This window comes from Bacillus sp. RB3 (assembly GCF_030164735.1).
Lineage (GTDB): Bacteria > Bacillota > Bacilli > Bacillales > Bacillaceae_G > Bacillus_A > Bacillus_A cereus.
Window position 1 is genome coordinate 47,285 of record NZ_JASNGE010000009.1, and the last position, 21,279, is coordinate 68,563.

Below are 21,279 nucleotides of genomic sequence, written 5' to 3' on the forward strand. Positions count from 1 at the left end.
TATAATAAAAAAATATTTCTGTCTTTAATGAGGAGGTACTATGAAAGCAAACGTAGGGGATACTATACTTTTTCAACGAAATAATTTAAAGATTACAGGATCTGTATTAAAACTTTATACTGAATCGGTCTTAGTTGAAATTACAAATGTAAGCGGTGGTACTTTTGAATTTGATCGAACAATTGTAAATCATAAAAACTATAAAGTTTTAAATACAAATACATAAAACAACACAAAATAGCCCCTGCTCAACAGCAGGGGCTATTTTATATAAAAATATTTCACTAGTTTATATACCCTAAAACATTAACAATCTTACTCGCTTTTAAATTGTTAATATGATAATAAATTTCTAAACCTCTTCTCTCTGCTCGTAACACTTTACCCTTCATTTTTGATAAATGTTGTGAAACAGTAGATTGCGGAATATTCAGTAACTCTGTTAATTGTGTTACATTACAAGTTTTTCTCGTACTTAATTCATTTACAATTTGCAGTCGGATTGGATGCGCCATAATTTTTAAAATATCTACATCTTCTTCTGAAACTAAAGTTTTTCTCATTTCACTCGTATATGTTGTCATAAGACATTCCCCTTTTATATGAATTCCATATTCATAAGATCTATTTCCAAATTTTTTAAAACCCTTGATTAAAACTTTCATATAGAAATAAAAGGATTTTAAATTTTTGAAAACAGAACTTACATTCACTTTATTTATTTATTTGGTACATATACATAATACAATGTTAATATGTGCTCTATGTGAAGTTCACATAAATTTATGATGAAGATTTACTTAGCCACTCGCATCCTACTCATCTAATTACCCACTGCATAAAATCATCAGTTATTTTAACACATTTTAGGCGTTTGTATATACTATTTATAAAACAACTTTTATAAAGGGGGGATTCATATGCCTACAGCGTTACAAGAAGAAGTCGAAGAAGCACGGGAAACATATGTCAGTCGTATCATCTTAGTTGGAGGATCCGCTTTATTTTTAGTAGGCGGGGTTATCTCAGCAATTTCAGCCTTTAAAACTTATAATCGTTTGGAGAATACGCCGCCTTCTACAGATAATTCATAGATATTTTATAAAATAAAACGTCGCCTCCAATATGAAGAGACGACGTTTTATTATTCATACATATGACACTAAAAGTATCGGTAGATTCCCTACTCCATTTTCTAAGCTTACTTCACCACAAACCTAGTCTGACTACACCCATCCTTCTGCTTCGTTACTTCTAATACAGCTGGCATTGCGTTTTTCAGCTCTTGAACGTGTGAGATGACACCGATAAATCGGCCTGATTTTTGTAAGTCAATTAAGGCATCTACCGCTTTCGTTAACGATTCTTCATCTAATGAACCGAACCCTTCATCGATGAACATCGTTTCGATGGAAATACCGCCTTCATATGCTTGAATGACATCTGCCATTCCTAGCGCTAGGCAAAGTGATGCGTTAAATTTCTCTCCACCGGATAGTGTTTTTACATCGCGTGTTTGGCCAGTGTATGCATCGTACACATCTAAACCTAATCCACTTTGACGGTTTCTTTTTTCAACTCGCTCACTTCGTTTTAAATAAAATTGTCCATTTGATAATTTACGTAGTCGTTCGTTTGCGATTTGAACAATTTGTTCTAAATACTCAATTAAGATGTAACGTTCAAATGATATACGACTTTCGTTATCACCTTTCATTACTTCATATAAATCAACAAGTTCTTGGAAGGCTTTTTCTTCCTCGTGAATTTGTTCGTCAATACGTCTAATGTTTTCATGTAAATCAGAAATATATGTTACCGCATTTTGCGCACGTTGACGTTTTTCTTTAATGATATCGAGATTAATTTCTAGTTCTTTTATGTGTTCACCTAAAGATGTAATATCCATATACTCTTTATCTTTTAATTCTGAGTTTAACTCTTCAATTTGTTTTGCAAGCACTTCAAGCGATGAATAATAACCTTGAATTTCTTTTTGTAACATCTCCATCTCGGGATCGCTTAATTTGGCTTTTTTATACGTGAATTCATCTGTAAACCCGCTTTGTTCTAGCTCTTTCATAAAGCGTGCGAAAGTCTCTTCTTTCTTTAATTTTGCACTTTCAAATTGATTAGAAGCACCTTTTTGTTCTGCTTGAATACGTATATTTTCATTTTGCCAATGCTGATACGCTTCCTGCACTTTCTTCCATTCGTCCTCCATTAACCTAAGTTCCTGCATAGCTTGGTCAAACTGTGCTTTCCAAGCTTGTACTGTTTGTAAGTTTTCTGGAATATTTCGTTTATCATGTTCATATGACGTACGAAGTTGCATACACTCCATTTCTGTACGGTGCTGCATTGTTTCCAATTCTCGTTTTTGTTTCTGAAGTTCTTCTATTTTTTCTTCTACGCTTTTCATGTTCGCAGCAATCTGCTTACGTGTTTTTTCACTTGCTTTTAACGTATTAACATCTGCAGCTAATTGTTTTCCTTTTTGAACAAGTGCACTATATGTTTCAGCTAATTTTTCCGAATTGTAGCCGCGCTTCACAACTTCTTCTATCACTTGTTCATATTGTAGTCGATAGAAATTCCATTTCTCCTCTACTTGCACATGGAATTTTTCAGCAATGTTCTTCTTATCTCTTAAATCGTTTAACTCTTTTTCATCGATCGCATTACTTTGCTCTGTAGCTTTTTGTGGATGACTCGTACTACCACATACCGGACAAGATTCACCGTCATGTAAATGAAGAGCTAATATACCAGCTTGTTCACTTAACCAGCGGCGCTCCATGTTTTCATATGCACGAACTGCCACTTGCATTTTATTATTTGCCGCTTCTTTTTCTTGCTCGAATTTTTGTTTTTCTTGCCAAACATCATATGCTTGTTTTAAAACTTTTGCATCTTCTCGCATATTCGTTAGTTCTTCCACTTTAGCTACATATTGCTCAAGTGCTTGTTCTAATTGCTGCAATTCATCAGACATTCTCTGTTTTTGGTTTGTATGCTCTTCTAGTTGTTGATCTAACTTTTGCATACTTTCTTTTAATTTCCCTATTTGAATTTCGGCATTTTGTAAATTCAGCTTTCTCTCAGCTAATGATTCAATAATCGCTTGTAACTCTTTTAATCTTTGAACAAGTTTTTTAGCCTCTTCTCGTTCAGCTTCTTTATTCTTTACTACTTCATACTTCTCCTGAGCAAGTTCAAAGCTATTCATTATCTGTTCTTGTTTGACGATTATCTGTTTTAACAAACTTTCAGCTTTCTGCTCATTTTCCATCGCTTCTTCATACCATTGTTCAAATGGTAATAAGTGCTTTGCTTGTTCCGCACGTTTAAAGAATTTTTCTTTCCTTTCAATTGCTGCACGGTTCTCTTGTAAAGTGTTATATTTCTCATTCTTTTGTTGTAAATCTATAAATTTCTCATTTACAGATTTTGCTGCATGAAAACGTGTTTCTGCATCCTTTAATTGCTTCGTTTGAACATCTTGTTCTACTTGTAATTGCTCAACCTCTGCCTTATACACGGTTGTTTCTTGTTCTAACGCTTCTACTACTTGATGCGTATTTACATGTTCTTGTGCCACTAATGTCTCTAATAATGCTCCATCACGGATTGGTAATTTAAAAACATTACGGAAATAGAGCTCTCTCTCTTTTTGTTTTTCTTGTAAGACGTCTTTCCATTGTTTTCTCTTTTGATCAAGTAACTCACGCATTAATTTATAACGATCCGTTTTAAAAATACGACGTAAAATCTCTTCTTTGTTTTCCGTCTCAGATGTTAATAGTTTTCGGAATTCCCCTTGGGGTAACATAACAATTTGGCTAAATTGATGTTTACTTAACCCAATTAAATCTTCCACTTTTTTGTTTACGTCTGTTACATGAAAACGATCGACGGCTGGAACGTTTTCTCCATCAATAACTTCATATAATTCTACTGCATGTCCTGTAATAGTCTTATTCCCTTGTTTTTTATGTCCAAGTTGTCGTTTTATTTCATAGCGTTTCCCTTTTAACTGAAAGGTTAATTCAACACTTGTATAAACATTATCATCAGCAAATTGACTTCGAAGCATGCTCGTATCACTACGTTCTTCTCCACTAGCCTCACCATATAACACATAACAAATCGCATCAAAAATCGTTGTTTTTCCAGCTCCTGTATTCCCAGAAATAGCGAAAATACGATGTTCTCCAAGATCTTCAAAATCGATTATTTCTTTCTGTTTATATGGCCCGAATGCTGTCATAATAAGCTGAATCGGTCTCATCCTCGTTCACCTTCCCGTTCTTGCACTGTTTGTAATACATCTATAAATAGGCGTTCTTTCTCTTCTGATAAATCTAACCCCTTCATTTCTTTATAGAAAGCCTTTAAAAGAGATAAATCATCCGTTTTATGTCTTGAAACAGTTACTTCATTTGTATCTGTGAGTTCTCGTCTTTGCATCGCTCTTTCAACGTGCATTGCATTTGGATATACAGATCGTATTTTCTCCATTGGCTGTAAGACAGGGTTTTCGTCTAATAATTTTACAAATACGTAATCTTCACTTACTGGGTGCTGTAATAATTCATCTATTTTCGCTTCTACTGTTCGCATTTTACGACGTGGTGAAAGTAACCTTTTTTCAATTGCTACTTCACCAGTTTCATTCAGTTCTACAATGTAATAACCTTTTTTATGTTTCTCTTCAGAAATTGAATAGGCAAGTGGTGAACCTGAATATCGAATCGTCTCATTACGTACGAAATGCGCTTGATGTAAATGTCCAAGCGCTGTGTAATGAAACTTATCAAAATAATGACTATTTACATATTCAGCACCACCAATTGAAAGTGGTCTTTCTGCATCACTTGTATTCTCCTCCGCTTCTCCTGAAGAAGTTACAAATGCATGTCCAACAAATACATGTCTAGCTTCTTTATCCATCGTTTCAGAGAGCTCATTCATAAAAATGCGCATCGCATCATCATGAGAACGTACGTCTTCATTTTTCAACACGTGCCTTACTATGCTTGGGTCTGCATACGGTATTAGATGGAAGTGAACCTCTCCATATTCATCATTTAGTACGACAGGTTCATACGGGAATTGAAATTGACCTGCAATATGTAATCCCTGTTTTTTCATTAAACTACTTCCAAAATGGATACGATCCGGACTATCATGATTACCAGCTACTGCAATAACTGGTGTTTGCAAATCAATAACTATTTTTTGCAGCACATCATTTAATAAGTCTACTGCTTCTGTAGGTGGAATTGCTCGGTCATATAAATCCCCTGCAATAATTACAGCATCTGGTTTTTCTTCTTCAACAGCCTGTACAAACTGATCTAATACAATCTTTTGGTCTTCAGTCATATACACGCCATGAACAAGCTTCCCTAAATGCCAATCCGCTGTATGAAATAACTTCATATTTTTCTACTCCTTTTAATTTACTGATTTTAGTGAAACGAGTTGATAGTTTATTGTAGTTTTTCCGTTCTCCCACTCTAGCTTCAATATCGTTGCACTTCCAATTCTTTCTTCATTTGATTTATATAAAGGTAATATTTCTTGAACTGTAAATAAGTGATAACCATCCAATATTAATTGAAATATATTTTCTTCAATATGTAATCTTACTTCTTTTTCATTTGAAATAATTTTTGTGTGCATCTCAAATTTCATGATAGATACAACCCCTTTTTATAATCTCTACATTTTAATAGTATAGTGGCTATGCAAGATTGACAAGTACATACACAGCAAAGTACACACTTTTCTATTGTTATATGTTTTATGTATTTTATATAAAATACGGTATGTGAAATTTTATATTTTCCCCAAAATAAAAATGCCTATTATGACATCTTTATTTTTGTATAAAGTCTTTCATTACATAATATAAAACGGTAATTAAGACGATTGCGACGAAAAATGAGAACACTGCGACAATGTAGCCATCTTTATTTAATAAAATACAGAATGAAATAGATATTATAAAAATCGGAAATACGAGACGTACTTTATCCTTCACTTCTTCTGTCGTATCTGTATGATGAAAATACTGCGTTATTCCTATCATTAAAAAAGACAAAATAATAACCGACAATAGTAAAGGTCCTGGCATTCCGATTTCTCCTTTCTCTATTTCTAATTCAGTGTAAAATTTTTTATTACAATTGTACGATTTATTTTTTCTTCAAACACTCTTTTAGAATTGATAATGAACAATTCACACCTATATAATAGCGCTTTTATCATTATAACTTCAAATAATTACACTTACAGTAATGTTGTAATATTCCCCCTCAGTCTCTGAAATCCTGCAAAGATAACTCGTCAAAATATGCAGTGACCAAATTAATATTTACCGTCAACTTTTGACAAAATTTATAAAGGACATTTCAGTACATATCAAGAATTAAGAATAAGAAGATATGTAAGGGAGGATGCATTATGACTGAACACGTTTTATTTTCTGTTAGTGAAAACGGCGTTGCGACAATTACTTTAAACCGTCCAAAAGCACTTAATTCTTTATCTTATGACATGTTACAGCCTATCGGACAAAAACTTAAAGAGTGGGAACACAATGAGCGTATTGCACTTATCGTGTTAAAAGGAGCTGGCACAAAAGGTTTTTGTGCAGGCGGCGACATTAAAACTCTTTATGAAGCACGTTCCAATGAAGTGGCATTGCAACATGCAGAACGTTTTTTTGAAGAAGAGTATGAAATTGATACATATATTTATCAATATACAAAACCGATTATTGCTTGTTTAGATGGAATTGTAATGGGCGGTGGTGTCGGTCTTACAAATGGTGCGAAGTATCGCATTGTAACTGAGCGTACGAAATGGGCAATGCCAGAGATGAATATCGGCTTCTTCCCAGACGTCGGAGCTGCATATTTCTTAAATAAAACGCCTGGATATACAGGACGATTCGTTGCTTTAACAGCATCTATTTTAAAAGCTTCTGACGTATTATTTATTAATGCTGCTGATTACTTTATGACATCTGATTCATTACCAGAGTTTCTTACTGAACTTGAAAGTGTAAATTGGCATAAAGAAGATGATGTACATACTAATTTAAAAGAAGTTATTCGTATATTTGCAACTGCTCCAAACTTAGAAAGCGAGCTCGCTCCTTCATTAGAAGTAATTAATTCACATTTTGCTTTCGATACAATTGAAGAAATCATCCATTCATTGGAGAAAGATGAAAGTTCCTTTGCTCTAAAAACGAAAGAAACACTGTTATCAAAATCCCCTATTTCACTAAAAGTAACATTAAAACAGTTTATTGATGGAAAAGATAAATCCGTTGAAGAATGTTTCGCTACGGACCTTATACTTGCTAAAAATTTCATGAGACATGAAGATTTCTTCGAAGGAGTACGCTCCGTTGTCGTTGATAAAGATCAAAATCCGAATTATAAATATAAACAGTTAAGTGACGTTTCAGAAGAAGATGTGAATCGTTTCTTTAACTTACTTAATGCATAAAATGAAATTGTCATGAGGGGGTGTTTCGTTCATCCCCTACCTAACTTCTTTGCTTCAGCTAAATCTTGTGCGGTGAAAATTTTACTACCCGCAAATAGCGGTATAAAATCGAAGCTATATAGTAGTGTAATTACAGCTACTATATAGCCTTTTTTATTTAATTATTTTTAACAAAATTTAATTTTATTAAATCCATTTTTGTGCTACACTGATTTTAATCAAATATTCTAAAAATAAAAAGGAGGGGCGGCTATGATAGAAAATTATCTTCTTTTCATCATTATGTCTATTTGCCTTATCATTTTACCTGGTCCAGATACAGCAATGGCTACGAAAAATACATTGGTTGCTGGTAAAGTCGGTGGAGTGAAAACAGTGTTTGGTACATGTATTGCACTATTAATTCATACTTTAGCTGCTGTAATTGGTCTTTCTGCACTTATTGTAAAGTCAGCTCTTTTATTTTCTATTTTCAAGTACGTTGGGGCTCTATATTTAATTTATATTGGTATTAAAGCCCTTTTAGCAGTAAGAAATAAAGAAGGCATTGATACGAACGATATATCTTTAAATAATGAAGATGAACACACCTCTTGCTTTCGACAAGGGTTTCTTACGAATTTATTAAACCCTAAAGTTGCAGTATTCTTTTTAACGTTTTTACCGCAATTTTTAAATCCAAATCATAATACGTTTATCCAACTACTCGTAATGGGCCTTACTTACCTCGTTTTAACAGCCATTTGGTTCGCTTTTTATATATTTTTAATTGATAAAATTAGTGCTTTTATGAAAAAACCGAAGACGCAGCGTTATATTCAAGGGTTAACGGGAGTCGTCTTAATTGGTTTTGGTATTAAACTTGCTTTTGAAAAAAGTAATTAACAAGATGAAAACCACCACTATTAATAGTGGTGGTTTTCATTTAATAACTAATTTGGCTGTTTATTTTATATTAAAACCAGCGCTCAGTTACAACTTTTTTACGTGTATAGAATTGAACGCCATCTGTACCATTTGTACCTAAATCACCAAAGAATGACGCTTTATTTCCTGCAAATGCGAAGAATGCCATTGGTGCTGGGACATTTACGTTTACACCGATCATACCAGCATCGATATTATCACGGAACGTTTGTGCATGTTTACCGTTTGACGTATAAATAACTGCACCATTTGCAAATTTAGATTGATTTGTTAGTTTAATACCTTCTTCTAAATCTTTAACTCGTACAATGCTTAATACTGGAGCAAAAATCTCATCTTGCCAAATTTTCATTTCTTGATTCACGCCATCAAAGATTGTCGCACCTACAAAGTAACCTTCTCCAACTTCTTCATTAATTTTACGGCCATCTACTAATAAAGTTGCCCCATCTGCTACACCGCTATTAATGTAGCCTAAAACGCGCTCTTTATGAGATTCACGGATTAATGGTCCAACATAGTTCTCTTCGTTAAAGCCATCGCCTACTTTTAATTTTTTCGTTTCTGCTACTAATACATCAATGAATTCATCAGCAATTTCATCCACTACTGCTACTACTGAGCATGCCATGCAGCGCTCTCCACTACTTGCAAATGCAGATCCAATTACACCTTGTACTGTTTTCTCAAGATTGCAATCTGGCATTACAATCGCATGGTTTTTCGCACCTGCTAACGCTTGTACACGTTTTCCGTGTTTCGTACCTGTTTCATATACGTAACGGGCTACCGGCTCAGAGCCAACGAACGAAACAGCCTGAATATCTTTATTTTCTAAAATGCTATTTACAACATCTTTTCCGCCTTGTACTAAATTTAATACGCCTTTTGGGAAACCTGCTTCATAGAATAATTCTACAAGTCGCTCCGCTAAAAGTGGCGTTCTTTCAGATGTTTTTAATACGAATGTATTACCGCAAGCAATTGCAAGTGGGAACATCCATAACGGAATCATCATCGGGAAGTTAAACGGCGTAATACCAGCAACAACTCCAATTGGGTAGCGCCAAATCGATCCATCAATTCCGCTAGCGATATTCGGAAGTGCTTGACCCATCATTAAATTTGGCGTAGATGTTGCAAGTTCTACCGCTTCAATACCACGCTGTACTTCACCTGTTGCATCCGTTAGCGTCTTACCATTTTCTAGCGTAATGATTTTTGCAAGCTCATCTTTGTTTTCTTGTAATAGCTGTAAATATTTATATAAATTTCTTGAACGATTTGGAACTGGTACTTTAGACCATGTTTCGAATGCTGCTTTTGCCGCTTCAACAGCTTTTTCAACATCTTCTTTTGGAGATAGTGGAACGTAAGCGATAATTTTTCCAGTCGCTGGATTTGGAACTGCTTCTACTTCCGTACCTGTCGATTCAACCCACTCACCGTTAATGTGATTTTTTACTCGTTTAATTTCAGTTGTAATCATTGTATTCTCTCCTTTGTATAATTTATTTTTGATTAGAAATTAATTGCTCGCTAACTTTCTTATATAAAGCAGCCATATCGTTTTCACCATATCCAGCTTGACTCGCTTCGTCATATACGTTTAATAACATTTCGCTTACCGGTAAATGGAGTTCGCTTTCCTTAGCTAAGTCAACTGCAAATCCTAAATCTTTCTTCAATAAGTTCACAGTAAATCCTGGCTCGTAGTTTTCAGGTGCTATAAAACTTTTATAATTACGTTCATAAATTCTACTTTGACCGTAACTTACATTTAAAATATCAAACATTTTATCTAAATCCATATTGTTCTTTTTCGCTAATGTTAAAGCTTCACTCACACCAGCTGTATAAAAACCAATTAATAAGTTATTAATTAACTTAACAGTTGTACCACTATCAATCTGCTCACTAACGTGGAAAATGTTCGCGCCTAGTACGCCCATGATAGATTCCGTTTTCTCATATACCTCTTTTGATCCACCAACCATAAACGTTAATGTTCGGTTTTCGGCTCCGATTACACCACCGCTCACAGGTGCTGCTAAAAAGTCTACTTTCTTTTCCTTTGCAGCTTCCTCTAATTGTTTGTTTAACTGCGGCGATACCGTACTTGTATCAATGAAAACTATATTCGAGTGACCATTTTCAAATAATCCTTCTGCTCCAAAATATACCGCTTCAACAGCGCGAGGTGAAGGTAAACTTGTAAAAACTACATCACATGTTTCTGCTAGTTTTGAGATTGATAGACCGATAATTCCGCCTTCTTTTTCAAAGGACGCTTCCGCCTCTTTATTTAAGTCCACGCCATATACTGTGTAACCTGATTTAACTAGATTTTTTGACATTGGAAGACCCATGTTACCTAAACCGATAAAACCAATCTTTTTCATATCGCTTTCCTCCTATTTACACAATATATTTCCCACGATTTATAATAGCTTTCGCAATTTCTCTCTTCTTCGTAAATACGTTCGTGTATAAAGGTACTAATAATTGACGGATTTCAGCTAAAATCACATTTCTATCTTGTTCTTCTGTGACAGCTGCTGAAAGTACAGAAATCGCCGCTTCTTCTACTTTACGGTATCCTTCTTCACAAATAACATCCGTTATGAGTTGCTTCGTACGTTCTTTTTCCTCTCCATTTTTACGTACTGCTTTTCTCGTACGTAAAAACGCTGATTCCATGATGTACACGTCCGTCAACATATTTGATATTACACGTGAATATTCTTGTTCTTGGTCAATTTTTAGACCTGGAGTTTTAGAGAGCGTTTTCAAAGATTGTTTCAACAATTTTTTCGCTAATAAAATGTAACGATGGTTTCTTTCTACATTTGCTACATCACTTTCTACTTCAGTGTCTTCTAATTGTTCGATTTGCTTCATTAACATTTTAGCAACTGTTAATCTATTAATTTCGTTCGTTCCTTCAAAAATACGACTAATCCTTGCATCACGATATAATCGTTCTACCTCATACTCTTGCATATAACCGTAACCACCATGAATTTGTACAGCTTCATCTACGATATAAGCAAGTGTTTCAGAAGCATTTACTTTATTCAGTGCACATTCAATTGCAAATTGGGACATTTTCTTCATAAGATCTTCATCGCTCTCATGAATTGCTTCATCGATTACACCTGCTGTACGATAAGCTGCACTTTCTGCTCCATATGTAGCAATGATCATATTTGCAATTTTCTCTTGAATCATCGTAAAGTCTACTAATTCCGTTTGGAACTGTTTTCGCTCTTTTCCATATTGAACCGACAAACCAATTGCTTGTTTTGCTGTTCCAATATTTCCAAAAGCAAGTTTAAGTCTAGCAAAGTTAAGAATATTAAGGGCTACGTGATGCCCTTTCCCAACTTCCCCTAAAACATTTTCAGCAGGGATGACAACATCTTCTAAAATAAGAGTCGCTGTTGAAGAACCTTTAATCCCCATTTTCTTTTCTTCTAATCCAATAGATACACCTTCACATGTTCTTTCGACAATAAACGCTGTCATTCCTTTATTTGTCTTCGCAAAAACAACGTATACATCTGCCATATGAGCATTTGTAATCCATTGCTTCTCACCATTTAACTTCCAAGCTTTTCCCTCTTCATTCAATACGGCGCTTGTTTTTGCGCTTAATGCATCCGAACCAGCATTTGGCTCCGTTAAAGCATAAGCCCCAATCCATTCTCCCGATGCGATTTTCGGTAAATATTTTTCTTTTTGCTCTTTCGTTCCATAATATATGTAAGGCAATGTACCGACACCAGCGTGTATATTAAAAGAAACGCTAAACGCACCAGCGTAACCCATTTTCTCTGCTACAAGACCTGAGACAGCCTTTCCTAACTCGAACCCGCCATAATCTTCTGGTACCTCAATGCCTAATAATCCAAGTTCCCCAGCTTTCTCAAATAATTGACGAGAAACTTTATAGTTATGTTGTTCAATATTCTCCATTTGTGGAACAATTTCTTGTTTAACGAATTGTTCTGTCGTTTTTGCGATTAAATCTTCATCACCTGAAAAATCTTCTGGTGTAAAGTAAGTATGATTTATATCTTTATTAAGTGAAAAAAATTCATCCCATGGTAACTTCGTTTTCTCCATATGTATCCCCCTATCATTCGGCTTTCATAGCTTTTTGCTTATGCTCGTCTACGATGAGTGGAATATCTTTTTTGAAAATAGAAGGCGATGATTTTTCACATCAAGCATTTTATTTTGCCAAAGATGTATTTTCATCGCCTTCGCTGCTTTATCTATTGATCTTCTGATAATACTGTTTTTGCAATACCAGTATCTAACTCTTCAAAGTCATGATATGAAATTGTTTCGTATAATTCACTTCTCGTTTGCATATTAGAAAGTGCATCTTTTTGAGAGCCTGTTTCTTTAATTAAAGTAAACACATTTTCATACGCTTTCGCTGCAACGCGAAGTGAAGTTACAGGATAAATAACCATTTGGAAGCCCATATTCGCAAATTCCTCTGCACTATAATATGGAGTTTTTCCAAATTCAGTCATATTCGCAAGCAAAGGTGCATTTACCTTACTATTAAATAGACGGAATTCTTCCTCTGATTGAAGCGCTTCAGGGAAAATTGCATCTGCACCTGCTTTTACATATGCATTTGCTCTTTCAATTGCTTCATCTAATCCTTCAACGCCGCGAGCATCAGTACGTGCTACAATGTATAAGCTCGGTGCAACTTCTTTAATCGCTTTAATTTTTTGAACCAATTCTTCTGTAGTAACAAGTTTCTTACCATTTAAATGTCCACATTTTTTTGGTAATTGCTGATCTTCAATTTGGACAGCTGCTACTTTCGCTTCCACCATTTCTACAGCTGTTCTCGCCACATTTAGTACACCACCAAATCCTGTATCAATGTCAACAAGAACAGGTAAGTCTGTAGCTCTTACTAAATCTCTTGCTCTCTCAGCCACTTCAGTAGACGTCACGATACCTAAATCTGGTAAGCCTTTACTTGCAGTATAAGCAGCTCCTGATAAATAAAGAGCTGAAAAACCTGTATTTTTTGCAACTAAAGCCGCCATTGCGTCATGAGCACCTGGAATTTGCAAAATTTCATTTGCTTCTACTAAAGCTCGGAATCGATTCGCAAGCTCCTCTTGTGTTGACTGCTTTTTCACAACCCAAGCCATTCTAAATTCCCCCTATTATTAAATTAAGAATAGATCTACAAATTCGTTTACATTCATATTTTCTAGTTTTTCTTCATTTAAACAAACTTCATGAATTTGTTCTTGTTGCTTACTAGAATAATGACCTGCCATATTTGCAGTGAATTTTTGAACAACTTTTGGAATTGCTTCGTCTCTACGGAAGCGGTGACCAAGTGGATATTCACATTCCACATTTTCTGTTACTGTGCCATCTTTAAAGTGAACTTGAACAGCGTTGGCGATTGAGCGCTTGTTCGGGTCAAGGTAATCTAAACTGTACTGTTTGTTTTCAACAACAACCATCTTATTACGTAATTCATCTACACATGGATCGTTTGCTACTGCATCTTCATAATCGTCTGCAACGATATCTCCTTTTAATAAACCAATTGCCGTAATGTATTGTAAGCAATGATCACGATCAGCTGGGTTATTTAATGGACCTTCTTTATCAATAATACGAATTGCTGATTCATGAGTTGTAATTGTAATACGGTCAATTTCATCTAATCTCTCTTTAATTTCCGGATGCAACTTCACTGCACATTCTGCAGCCGTTTGTGCATGGAATTCTGCTGGATATGACACTTTAAATAATACATTTTCCATTACATATGACTCTAGTGGTCTTGCTAATTTTAATTCTTGTTTATTGAATAATACATCTTGGAATCCCCATCCTGGCGCAGATAATGCTGTTGGATAACCCATTTCACCTTTTAGAGCAGTCATTGCAAGATGAACACCGCGGCTCGTTGCGTCACCTGCAGCCCATGATTTACGTGAGCCCGTATTTGGAGCATGACGATATGTACGAAGACTAGAGTTATCAATCCACGCATGTGATAATGCATTAAAGATTTCTTCACGTGTTCCGCCAAGCATTTTCGCAACTACTGCAGTTGTTGCTACTTTTACATATAATACATGGTCAAGACCAACTCTGTTTAAGCTGTTTTCTAAAGCAAGCACGCCTTGAATTTCATGTGCTTTAATCATCATTTCTAATACTTCACGTACTTTTAAAGCTTCTTTTCCTTCTGAAATACGAACACGGCTAATATAATCTGCAACTGCTAAAATTCCGCCTAGGTTATCAGATGGATGTCCCCACTCTGCTGCAAGCCAAGTATCGTTATAGTCTAACCAACGGATCATACATCCGATATTAAATGCGCCTTTTACTGGATCTAGTACATAAGACGTACCTGGTACACGTGTACCATTTGGCACGATTGTTCCTGGTACAACTGGTCCTAGTAATTTCGTACATTCTGGATATTGCAGTGCTAAAATTCCACATCCAAGTGTATCAAGTAATACGTAACGAGCTGTACTGAATGCTTCTGCACTAGTAACCTCTTTATTTAATACATAATCGGTAATCTCTTCTAATAATGCATCTTTTTGCTTAATTTCATTTGTTTTAATCATGCTATTCTTCCCTTTCTGTCGAAAATTCGTTATTATTAATGATGGGTGTCGGTCAAACACCCATCTGGCGGGCGGCGCTAACAACTCCCCAGTTGTTCTTATTTACTAAGTACATGTCGCTCGCCAATATAATTTACACGTGGACGGAACAAACGATTATTTGCATGTTGCTCAATAACGTGCGCACATAACCCCACTGTTCTAGAGCTAAAGAAGATTGGTGTGTACAGTTGAATTGGAATACCTAGCATCCAATATACTGGAGCTGCATAATAATCAAGATTTGGATAAATTCCTTTTTCTTTTTCCATAATCTTTTCTCCAGCTTCACACATTTCATATAGTGTATAATCACCTTTTACATCACATAACTGTTTTAAAGCTTCCTTCATCATAAGTGCTCTTGGATCCATCTTCTTCATATAAACACGGTGTCCAAAGCCCATAATTTTTTCTTTGTTATATAGTTTCTTCTGTAATAACTCTTCAAATTTCTCAACATTACCAGCTTCTAAAAGCATGTACATAACCGCTTCATTTGCACCGCCATGTAAACTTCCTTTTAAAGATGCAACTGCACCTGTTAGAGCGCCGTATAAATCTGATTGTGTTGATGCAATAACGCGAGCTGTAAATGTAGAGTTTGGCATTTCATGCTCACTATATAAAACAAGGGAACGATCAAAGATCTTTTCCTCAAGTTCAGTTGGTTTTTTACCAGTTAACATATAGAAGAAATTCGCACTATAAGATAATTCTTTAAGAGGTTCAATTGGCTCCTCATTATTTAAAATATGATAGCTATTTGCTACAATGTTTGGCACTTTACTTAACAGCTTGTACCCTCGGCTTTTATTCACTTCTAACGAGCGGTTTTCGATATCATTATCGTAACCAGCTAACGCTGACACACCTGTACGTAATCCATCCATGGGATGCGTCTCTTTAGGCAATGCCTTTAGTACGTTGAATACACCTTCTGGTACTGCATATTCTTCTTTTAATTTCTTTTCAAGTGTTGCTTTTTCATCTTCATTCGGTAGATGTTCCTCCAATAAAAGGTGCACAATGTCTAAATACTCTTTTGTTTTTGAGAGTTCGATTAAGTCATACCCTTGAATTACAATTTCACCTTTTATTGTGTCAAGAAACGAGATTTTCGTCTCCGCTGCCACTATACCATCTAATCCCGGGGAAAATTTCTCTTCAGCTTTCATCATTATTTCCTCCAATCCTAATAGATCTTCGTGCACATAACTGTAAGCCTTTACAATATTGTGAAACTACATTTCTATTTCAATGTATCAGAGTTTTTAGAAGATTTCAATTTATTTTATAATGATAAGTTTCCTACACTTTTCTTACTGTAACAATACAATTTTTTGAAAATAATTCTTATATTTTATAAAGAAAGGATAGACTTCTTTGCGTATTTTCAAAAACAAAATATAAAGATTTTTCATATAACACCGCCAAATATACAATTATTCTAATTTTATTTGAGAAATAGAAAAAACGAGCTGTACATAAATACAGCTCGTTACTATATGATATTTATTTCACTATCTCTTAAATATAATTTTTATATAAAACTTATTCATTTTTAATAAAGTTATTATTTTACATAATTAAATTGAATTTCTTCCATTTCCTCATGATAACTTACAAATAAATCATAGTTTTGAAAATACCAAAGATCATCAGAATCTACAAAAAATATAATACCTTCCTTCTCAACTGACACTATTTCGCCATCAGGTTTCTCAGCAACAACCCCTAAAGAATATCCGGGCTGAATTGAACTATCCCCTCCGTACCTTACAGTAAAACGTACAGATTCACCGTGCTTTATACGTAATTCTTCCTGGAACCATTGCAGAGCTTTACGATCAATTAAAATTCTCATCTTTATTCCTCCAGTTTACGCAAACTCTTTTTTTCCTAATCGTTGTTTTACAAAGAAGACGAAAATAATTAAGGCTATCAATGCTGAAATTGCACTCCCTGAAAATAAAATACGATAACCAAACATTTGTGAAACAACTCCAAGTAAAATAGCACCTAACCCGATTCCTAAATCAAACGCTGTAAAAAATGAAGCATTTGCAACTCCTCTTTTACTCGGATCGACAATTGTAAGCATTGCCGCTTGCAAAGCTGGCTGCGCTGAACCAAATCCAATACCGTATAATGTTGCTGCGATAATTACACCTATCAAACCATTTGAGATAGTTAAAACAACTATAGCTAAAATAGTAATACATAATGCTGGAAGTATGATGAATACTTCTCCATACTTATCTAATAGTTTCCCTGAAATTGGTCTTACAATTGTTAATGCAATTGCATATACAAGAAAGAAAGTTCCCGGGTTTACATGAATTGATGATGCAAATAACGGTAAAAAGGTTGTTATTCCTCCATATGCAAACGATAAAAAGAATACTACAATCGTGATTGTTAATACGGATTTCTCAAATAGCTGAATTTTCCCTTTTTCTTTTTGTGGCGTAAATGGGATCTTCGTTATTAATGATAATACAACTGCCATAAAAGATAACAACGTCGCTAATAAAAATAGACCATCAAATGAATAATTTTGCACAACCCATAATCCAATCATAGGTCCAATCGCCATTGCAATTGTCATCGCCATCCCATACCAACCCATACCTTCACCGCGGCGTGAATCTGGAATAATATCCGTTATTGCTGTTCCAACAGCTGTTGTAGAAACAGCCCATGTTACTCCGTGAATAACACGTAAAACAGCTAAAAGGACAATAGTCGATGCTATATTATAGGAGTACATCGTTAAGCCAAAAAAGATGAGTCCGAAAATAATAAAGGATCTTCTACCATATTGATCTAACATTCCTCCAATAATCGGTCGTATTACAACAGCAGCTATTGTAAACATCCCCATCATAAGTCCAACTTGCGATTCATTGCCACCTATCTCTTTAATAAAGAGCGGGAGCGTTGGAACAAGTAAATAAAATCCTGTAAATAAAAATAACATTGCGAAAGTCATTTGAATAAATGATTTCGTCCATAATCGTTCCATAAAAATACCTCCATACACTCGTAAAATATTACGATTAACACCCTCATTGTATATTTTTTTTATCTCTTTTCCCTCCGCAAATAGACGTATCTTTTCATATTAAATAGTCCACCATCAGCTTACATTAGTCTTAAGACTTTGTACGCATATTTTAAACGAAAGTCCTATATATGTACCTTTATACGTGTGAAAAGAATATACTAATTTATTATCACAACTTAGGAGTGATTATTTTATGTGGGTATTATCATCAAGAGTAACTGTCGCGGTTCCTTCGATACCCGAAATACATGCCCCCGCCGTTCATACAGCAAGTTCCGATGTCGGCATTGAACTTCCAGCAATTTGGCAACAATACCAATCACCAGGTCAAGCTACCCCTTCATTTTGGCATCATGGTGCCCATCCAAGTAGCACTACCTTTTATCATCCTAGCCATGCTCCACTACCTCAGGCTCAAGTCTTTTATCATTTCCCATCAATTTATTTTCAAAATTTTTATGGTACGTTTAACATTTAAAACACATCATTTCATAGCTACTACATTTAAACGAAAAAAGCACTTAAGATTGTAATTTTCACAAATCTTAAGTGCTTTTTAATATTTTTTATAAATTTTTCTTATTGCCCGTTATTAGCAGGGGTCTCTCCTGCATTACCGCCAGTCTCTGGTGGTGTGGTCGCTGGTGGAGTTGTATTTCCTTGACCTCCTCCATTATTTGCCGGAGGTGTCGTATTTCCTTGACCTCCTCCGTTATTTGCTGGAGGTGTCGTATTTCCTTGACCTCCTCCATTATTTGCTGGAGGTGTCGTATTTCCTTGACCTCCTCCGTTATTTGCTGGAGGTGTCGTTCCTTGGCCATTTCCATTATTTTGTTCTTCTTGTTTCTTTTGCTCTTCTAGTTTCTTTTGTTCTTCTTGCTTCTTAAGTTCCTCTTGTTTCTTTTGTTCTTCTTGTTTTTTCAGTTCTTCTTGTTTCTTTAATTCTTCTTGCTTTTTCTCTTCTTCAGTTTTTTGCTGTTGATCTTGTTTTGGTTGCTCCGTTGTATCCGGTACGCTAGTATTTGGCGATGAATCACGTTTTTCACCTTTTATACGTAGCTCACTACCTTCTTGAATAACGCTACTTGGCATTTTAAAGCGTGATTTATCTGTAGCCATTTCGCTCATCATTTCTTTAAAGATTAACTGTGCAATTTTCGTATTTTTACTACTAATATACTCGTTTTTACCATCTTTCATATACCCAGTCCATACTGCCATCGTATATTGCGGTGTATATCCAGCAAACCAACTATCACGAGTTGCACTTTCTGGAATTTTATATTGAGCTAATTGCTTTGATGAATAGTTTGTCGTACCCGTTTTACCAGCTACATCTAAAGAGCCTACATTTGCCGATGTACCAGTACCCGATGTAACTACAGAACGAAGCATATCAGTAATCATGTATGCGGTAGAATCTGTCATAACTTGTTTTGGTTTTTGTCCAAAACTTTGTGACTTACCGTCTGGATAAACGACTTTCTTAACAAAATGCGGTTTCGTATATTTACCTTCATTACCAAATGCCGCATAAGCACCCGCTATTTCAGTTGGCGATACTTCATTTGTACCAATCGCTGTCGATTCTGTCGGTGCTGTATTAAATGTAATACCTAGTTTCTCAGAGAATTCTTTTGATTTACTAATCCCTACTTCTTTTGCAGTTTTAATTGCAGGAATATTACGCGACATTTTTAATGCTTCACGCATCGTAATTGGACCCATATGACTTCTATCTGCATTTCGAACTTCTTGACCCGTTGAATACTTAAATGGAGAGTCATCGATTTGATGATACGTAGCCCATTTTAAATATTCAATTGCAGGAGCATAGTCGAAAATTGGCTTCATCGTTGAACCAGCTGCACGATCTAATTCAATTGCCATATTATGCCCTTTAAATACAGCTTTATTTTCTCCACGGCCACTACCTATAGCACGAACTTCTCCTGTTTTCGTATCCATAAATGTGAATGCACCTTGGAATTTATCGTTTGGATAATCAATGATATTATTATTTAAAATATTATCAGCAAGTTTCTGTGCTTTCGGATCTAACGTTGTATAAATTTCTAAACCGTCAGAACCAATATTAGCATCTGGCAATTCTTTTTCTACTTCTTTCACAACTGCATCCATAAATGCAGGGTATGGCATTGTTTGTAGTTGAGCTGCAGGCTTAAGCCCCTTTTCTACGTCAACTTTTGATGCTTCTTCCATTTCCTGTTTTGTTATATATCCATGTCGGTTCATTAAACTTAGAACAACATTTCTTCTTTCTGTTGCTTTTTGAACATTTTCTTTTTTCGTTGGATCATAGTTATTCGGTGCTTTCGGTAAACCTGCAAGCATCGCAACTTCTGGTAATGTTAAGTCCTTCAATTCTTTACCATAGTAGTTTTGTGCTGCTGTTGCGATACCATATGAACGATTACCTAAGTTAATTTTATTTAAGTACATCTCTAATATTTCATGTTTTGAATACTGTTGTTCTAGCTTATAAGCTAAATATATTTCTTGCGCCTTACGCTTTGGTGTTTTATCCATAGATAAGAAGTAGTTTTTAATAACTTGCTGCGTTATCGTACTTCCACCTTGAGAGCCATAATCTCCTTTAAGACTCACTAAAACAGCACGGGCAGTACCTTTAAAGTCTACTCCGCTATGCTCATAAAAACGTGAATCTTCTGTCGCTAAAAATGCATTTTCTACTAATTTAGGTATTTGATCATACGTAACATTCGTCCTTTTTTCTTTTCCATATTCATATACCAAATCCCCGTTTTTATCATAAATTTTTGAGGATAACGGATTAACAAGTTTTGCTTTTTCCAGTTTTGGTGCGTCCTTAATCATTACGAAAAAGGTAGCAACCCCCGCCACTAAACCTACAATACCAAGTAATAAACAAGTAATTAAAAACTTGCGGAAAAATGATGTTTTACCTTTTGGTTTTTGTGTTTTAGAAGCTGGTTGTTTTTTCTTTTTAACTTGTCGTCGCTCCTCGCGAGAACGATAATTTTCTGACATGTTACTTTCTCCTGCCTTTCAATTCTCCCGTTGATTTAA

At 35.2% G+C, this 21,279-nt stretch carries 19 protein-coding genes; 5 read left to right on the top strand and 14 right to left on the bottom strand.

All coding sequences use genetic code 11. The annotated features are described in order from the left end of the window. The first annotated feature begins 40 nt into the window (after positions 1-40). Positions 41-226: a YkvS family protein gene (locus QO049_RS13795; protein ID WP_000646793.1), complete on the top strand. Its 186-nt coding sequence runs from the start codon at positions 41-43 to the stop codon at positions 224-226. Positions 227-284: 58 nt separating this feature from the next. Here QO049_RS13795 and QO049_RS13800 read toward each other — a convergent pair whose 3' ends face one another. Beyond that, a complete protein-coding gene (locus tag QO049_RS13800) occupies positions 285-584 on the bottom strand; it encodes an ArsR/SmtB family transcription factor (RefSeq protein ID WP_000214801.1) in 300 nt (99 codons plus the stop codon). 336 nt (positions 585-920) lie between these two features. Here QO049_RS13800 and QO049_RS13805 point away from each other — a divergent pair, with 336 nt between their 5' ends. Next, the gene (locus tag QO049_RS13805) at positions 921-1,094 is read left to right on the top strand and encodes a hypothetical protein (RefSeq protein WP_001141667.1); all 174 of its coding nucleotides are present in this window, start codon (positions 921-923) and stop codon (positions 1,092-1,094) included. Between the two features lie 107 nt (positions 1,095-1,201). Here QO049_RS13805 and QO049_RS13810 read toward each other — a convergent pair whose 3' ends face one another. From QO049_RS13810 to QO049_RS13825, 4 genes are all read right to left on the bottom strand, one after another. Continuing rightward, positions 1,202-4,291, bottom strand: coding sequence for an AAA family ATPase (locus QO049_RS13810; protein ID WP_144502062.1), 3,090 nt, complete (start codon positions 4,289-4,291; stop codon positions 1,202-1,204). Then, positions 4,288-5,445 carry an exonuclease SbcCD subunit D gene (locus tag QO049_RS13815; RefSeq protein WP_000765150.1) on the bottom strand — a complete coding sequence of 386 codons (1,158 nt, stop codon included), beginning with the start codon at positions 5,443-5,445 and terminating at the stop codon, positions 4,288-4,290. The genes QO049_RS13810 and QO049_RS13815 overlap by 4 nt, the downstream gene beginning before the upstream one ends. 15 nt (positions 5,446-5,460) lie before the next feature. Then, complete coding sequence (locus QO049_RS13820) at positions 5,461-5,700, bottom strand: DUF2584 family protein (RefSeq protein ID WP_000667346.1); 240 nt, start codon at positions 5,698-5,700, stop codon at positions 5,461-5,463. 184 nt (positions 5,701-5,884) lie between these two features. Beyond that, positions 5,885-6,142 (bottom strand): hypothetical protein, encoded by a 258-nt coding sequence (locus tag QO049_RS13825; RefSeq protein ID WP_001119404.1) that lies wholly within the window; start codon positions 6,140-6,142, stop codon positions 5,885-5,887. Between the two features lie 329 nt (positions 6,143-6,471). On the opposite strand from QO049_RS13825, the gene QO049_RS13830 reads away from it, so the two are divergent. Together QO049_RS13830 and QO049_RS13835 are read left to right on the top strand one after the other, a co-directional pair. Further along, complete coding sequence (locus QO049_RS13830) at positions 6,472-7,527, top strand: enoyl-CoA hydratase/isomerase family protein (RefSeq protein ID WP_144502063.1); 1,056 nt, start codon at positions 6,472-6,474, stop codon at positions 7,525-7,527. 252 nt (positions 7,528-7,779) lie between these two features. Continuing rightward, on the top strand, positions 7,780-8,412 hold the full coding sequence (locus QO049_RS13835) for a LysE family translocator (RefSeq protein WP_000572358.1): 633 nt from the start codon (positions 7,780-7,782) through the stop codon (positions 8,410-8,412). A 70-nt stretch (positions 8,413-8,482) separates the two neighbouring features. Here the strand turns inward: QO049_RS13835 and QO049_RS13840 are convergent, their stop codons facing one another. From QO049_RS13840 to QO049_RS13875, 8 genes are all read right to left on the bottom strand, one after another. Next, positions 8,483-9,943 (bottom strand): CoA-acylating methylmalonate-semialdehyde dehydrogenase, encoded by a 1,461-nt coding sequence (locus tag QO049_RS13840; RefSeq protein ID WP_000633347.1) that lies wholly within the window; start codon positions 9,941-9,943, stop codon positions 8,483-8,485. A gap of 22 nt (positions 9,944-9,965) precedes the next feature. Continuing rightward, entirely contained in the window at positions 9,966-10,856 is an 891-nt protein-coding gene (locus QO049_RS13845) for an NAD(P)-dependent oxidoreductase (RefSeq protein ID WP_000719408.1), read from the bottom strand. A gap of 16 nt (positions 10,857-10,872) precedes the next feature. Then, entirely contained in the window at positions 10,873-12,582 is a 1,710-nt protein-coding gene (locus QO049_RS13850; RefSeq protein ID WP_144502065.1) for an acyl-CoA dehydrogenase family protein, read from the bottom strand. Positions 12,583-12,734: 152 nt separating this feature from the next. Continuing rightward, a complete protein-coding gene (gene prpB, locus QO049_RS13855) occupies positions 12,735-13,643 on the bottom strand; it encodes a methylisocitrate lyase (RefSeq protein WP_000312640.1) in 909 nt (302 codons plus the stop codon). 18 nt (positions 13,644-13,661) lie between these two features. Then, positions 13,662-15,098 (bottom strand): 2-methylcitrate dehydratase, encoded by a 1,437-nt coding sequence (gene prpD / locus QO049_RS13860; RefSeq protein ID WP_246962657.1) that lies wholly within the window; start codon positions 15,096-15,098, stop codon positions 13,662-13,664. Between the two features lie 98 nt (positions 15,099-15,196). After that, complete coding sequence (gene mmgD / locus QO049_RS13865) at positions 15,197-16,318, bottom strand: citrate synthase (RefSeq protein WP_246962655.1); 1,122 nt, start codon at positions 16,316-16,318, stop codon at positions 15,197-15,199. 395 nt (positions 16,319-16,713) lie between these two features. Further along, entirely contained in the window at positions 16,714-17,004 is a 291-nt protein-coding gene (locus QO049_RS13870) for a HesB/YadR/YfhF family protein (protein WP_134995354.1), read from the bottom strand. Between the two features lie 15 nt (positions 17,005-17,019). Continuing rightward, positions 17,020-18,165 carry an MFS transporter gene (locus tag QO049_RS13875; protein WP_000440662.1) on the bottom strand — a complete coding sequence of 382 codons (1,146 nt, stop codon included), beginning with the start codon at positions 18,163-18,165 and terminating at the stop codon, positions 17,020-17,022. Positions 18,166-18,400: 235 nt separating this feature from the next. On the opposite strand from QO049_RS13875, the gene QO049_RS13880 reads away from it, so the two are divergent. Further along, entirely contained in the window at positions 18,401-18,685 is a 285-nt protein-coding gene (locus tag QO049_RS13880; protein ID WP_000270101.1) for a hypothetical protein, read from the top strand. Positions 18,686-18,786: 101 nt separating this feature from the next. Here QO049_RS13880 and QO049_RS13885 read toward each other — a convergent pair whose 3' ends face one another. Next, positions 18,787-21,240 (bottom strand): transglycosylase domain-containing protein, encoded by a 2,454-nt coding sequence (locus QO049_RS13885; protein WP_284489301.1) that lies wholly within the window; start codon positions 21,238-21,240, stop codon positions 18,787-18,789. Positions 21,241-21,279: the final 39 nt, after the last annotated feature.

What these genes read in the sequence shown, in the direction of transcription:
- QO049_RS13845 (WP_000719408.1), bottom strand. Translation starts at nt 10,856, where the DNA reads ATGAAAAAGATTGGTTTTATCGGTTTAGGTAACATGGGTCTTCCAATG.
- QO049_RS13825 (WP_001119404.1), bottom strand. Translation starts at nt 6,142, where the DNA reads ATGCCAGGACCTTTACTATTGTCGGTTATTATTTTGTCTTTTTTAATG.
- QO049_RS13805 (WP_001141667.1), top strand. Translation starts at nt 921, where the DNA reads ATGCCTACAGCGTTACAAGAAGAAGTCGAAGAAGCACGGGAAACATAT.
- QO049_RS13850 (WP_144502065.1), bottom strand. Translation starts at nt 12,582, where the DNA reads ATGGAGAAAACGAAGTTACCATGGGATGAATTTTTTTCACTTAATAAA.
- mmgD (WP_246962655.1), bottom strand. Translation starts at nt 16,318, where the DNA reads ATGATGAAAGCTGAAGAGAAATTTTCCCCGGGATTAGATGGTATAGTG.
- prpB (WP_000312640.1), bottom strand. Translation starts at nt 13,643, where the DNA reads ATGGCTTGGGTTGTGAAAAAGCAGTCAACACAAGAGGAGCTTGCGAAT.
- QO049_RS13800 (WP_000214801.1), bottom strand. Translation starts at nt 584, where the DNA reads ATGACAACATATACGAGTGAAATGAGAAAAACTTTAGTTTCAGAAGAA.
- QO049_RS13820 (WP_000667346.1), bottom strand. Translation starts at nt 5,700, where the DNA reads ATGAAATTTGAGATGCACACAAAAATTATTTCAAATGAAAAAGAAGTA.
- prpD (WP_246962657.1), bottom strand. Translation starts at nt 15,098, where the DNA reads ATGATTAAAACAAATGAAATTAAGCAAAAAGATGCATTATTAGAAGAG.
- QO049_RS13830 (WP_144502063.1), top strand. Translation starts at nt 6,472, where the DNA reads ATGACTGAACACGTTTTATTTTCTGTTAGTGAAAACGGCGTTGCGACA.
- QO049_RS13795 (WP_000646793.1), top strand. Translation starts at nt 41, where the DNA reads ATGAAAGCAAACGTAGGGGATACTATACTTTTTCAACGAAATAATTTA.
- QO049_RS13815 (WP_000765150.1), bottom strand. Translation starts at nt 5,445, where the DNA reads ATGAAGTTATTTCATACAGCGGATTGGCATTTAGGGAAGCTTGTTCAT.
- QO049_RS13875 (WP_000440662.1), bottom strand. Translation starts at nt 18,165, where the DNA reads ATGGAACGATTATGGACGAAATCATTTATTCAAATGACTTTCGCAATG.
- QO049_RS13880 (WP_000270101.1), top strand. Translation starts at nt 18,401, where the DNA reads ATGTGGGTATTATCATCAAGAGTAACTGTCGCGGTTCCTTCGATACCC.
- QO049_RS13835 (WP_000572358.1), top strand. Translation starts at nt 7,780, where the DNA reads ATGATAGAAAATTATCTTCTTTTCATCATTATGTCTATTTGCCTTATC.
- QO049_RS13810 (WP_144502062.1), bottom strand. Translation starts at nt 4,291, where the DNA reads ATGAGACCGATTCAGCTTATTATGACAGCATTCGGGCCATATAAACAG.
- QO049_RS13840 (WP_000633347.1), bottom strand. Translation starts at nt 9,943, where the DNA reads ATGATTACAACTGAAATTAAACGAGTAAAAAATCACATTAACGGTGAG.
- QO049_RS13870 (WP_134995354.1), bottom strand. Translation starts at nt 17,004, where the DNA reads ATGAGAATTTTAATTGATCGTAAAGCTCTGCAATGGTTCCAGGAAGAA.
- QO049_RS13885 (WP_284489301.1), bottom strand. Translation starts at nt 21,240, where the DNA reads ATGTCAGAAAATTATCGTTCTCGCGAGGAGCGACGACAAGTTAAAAAG.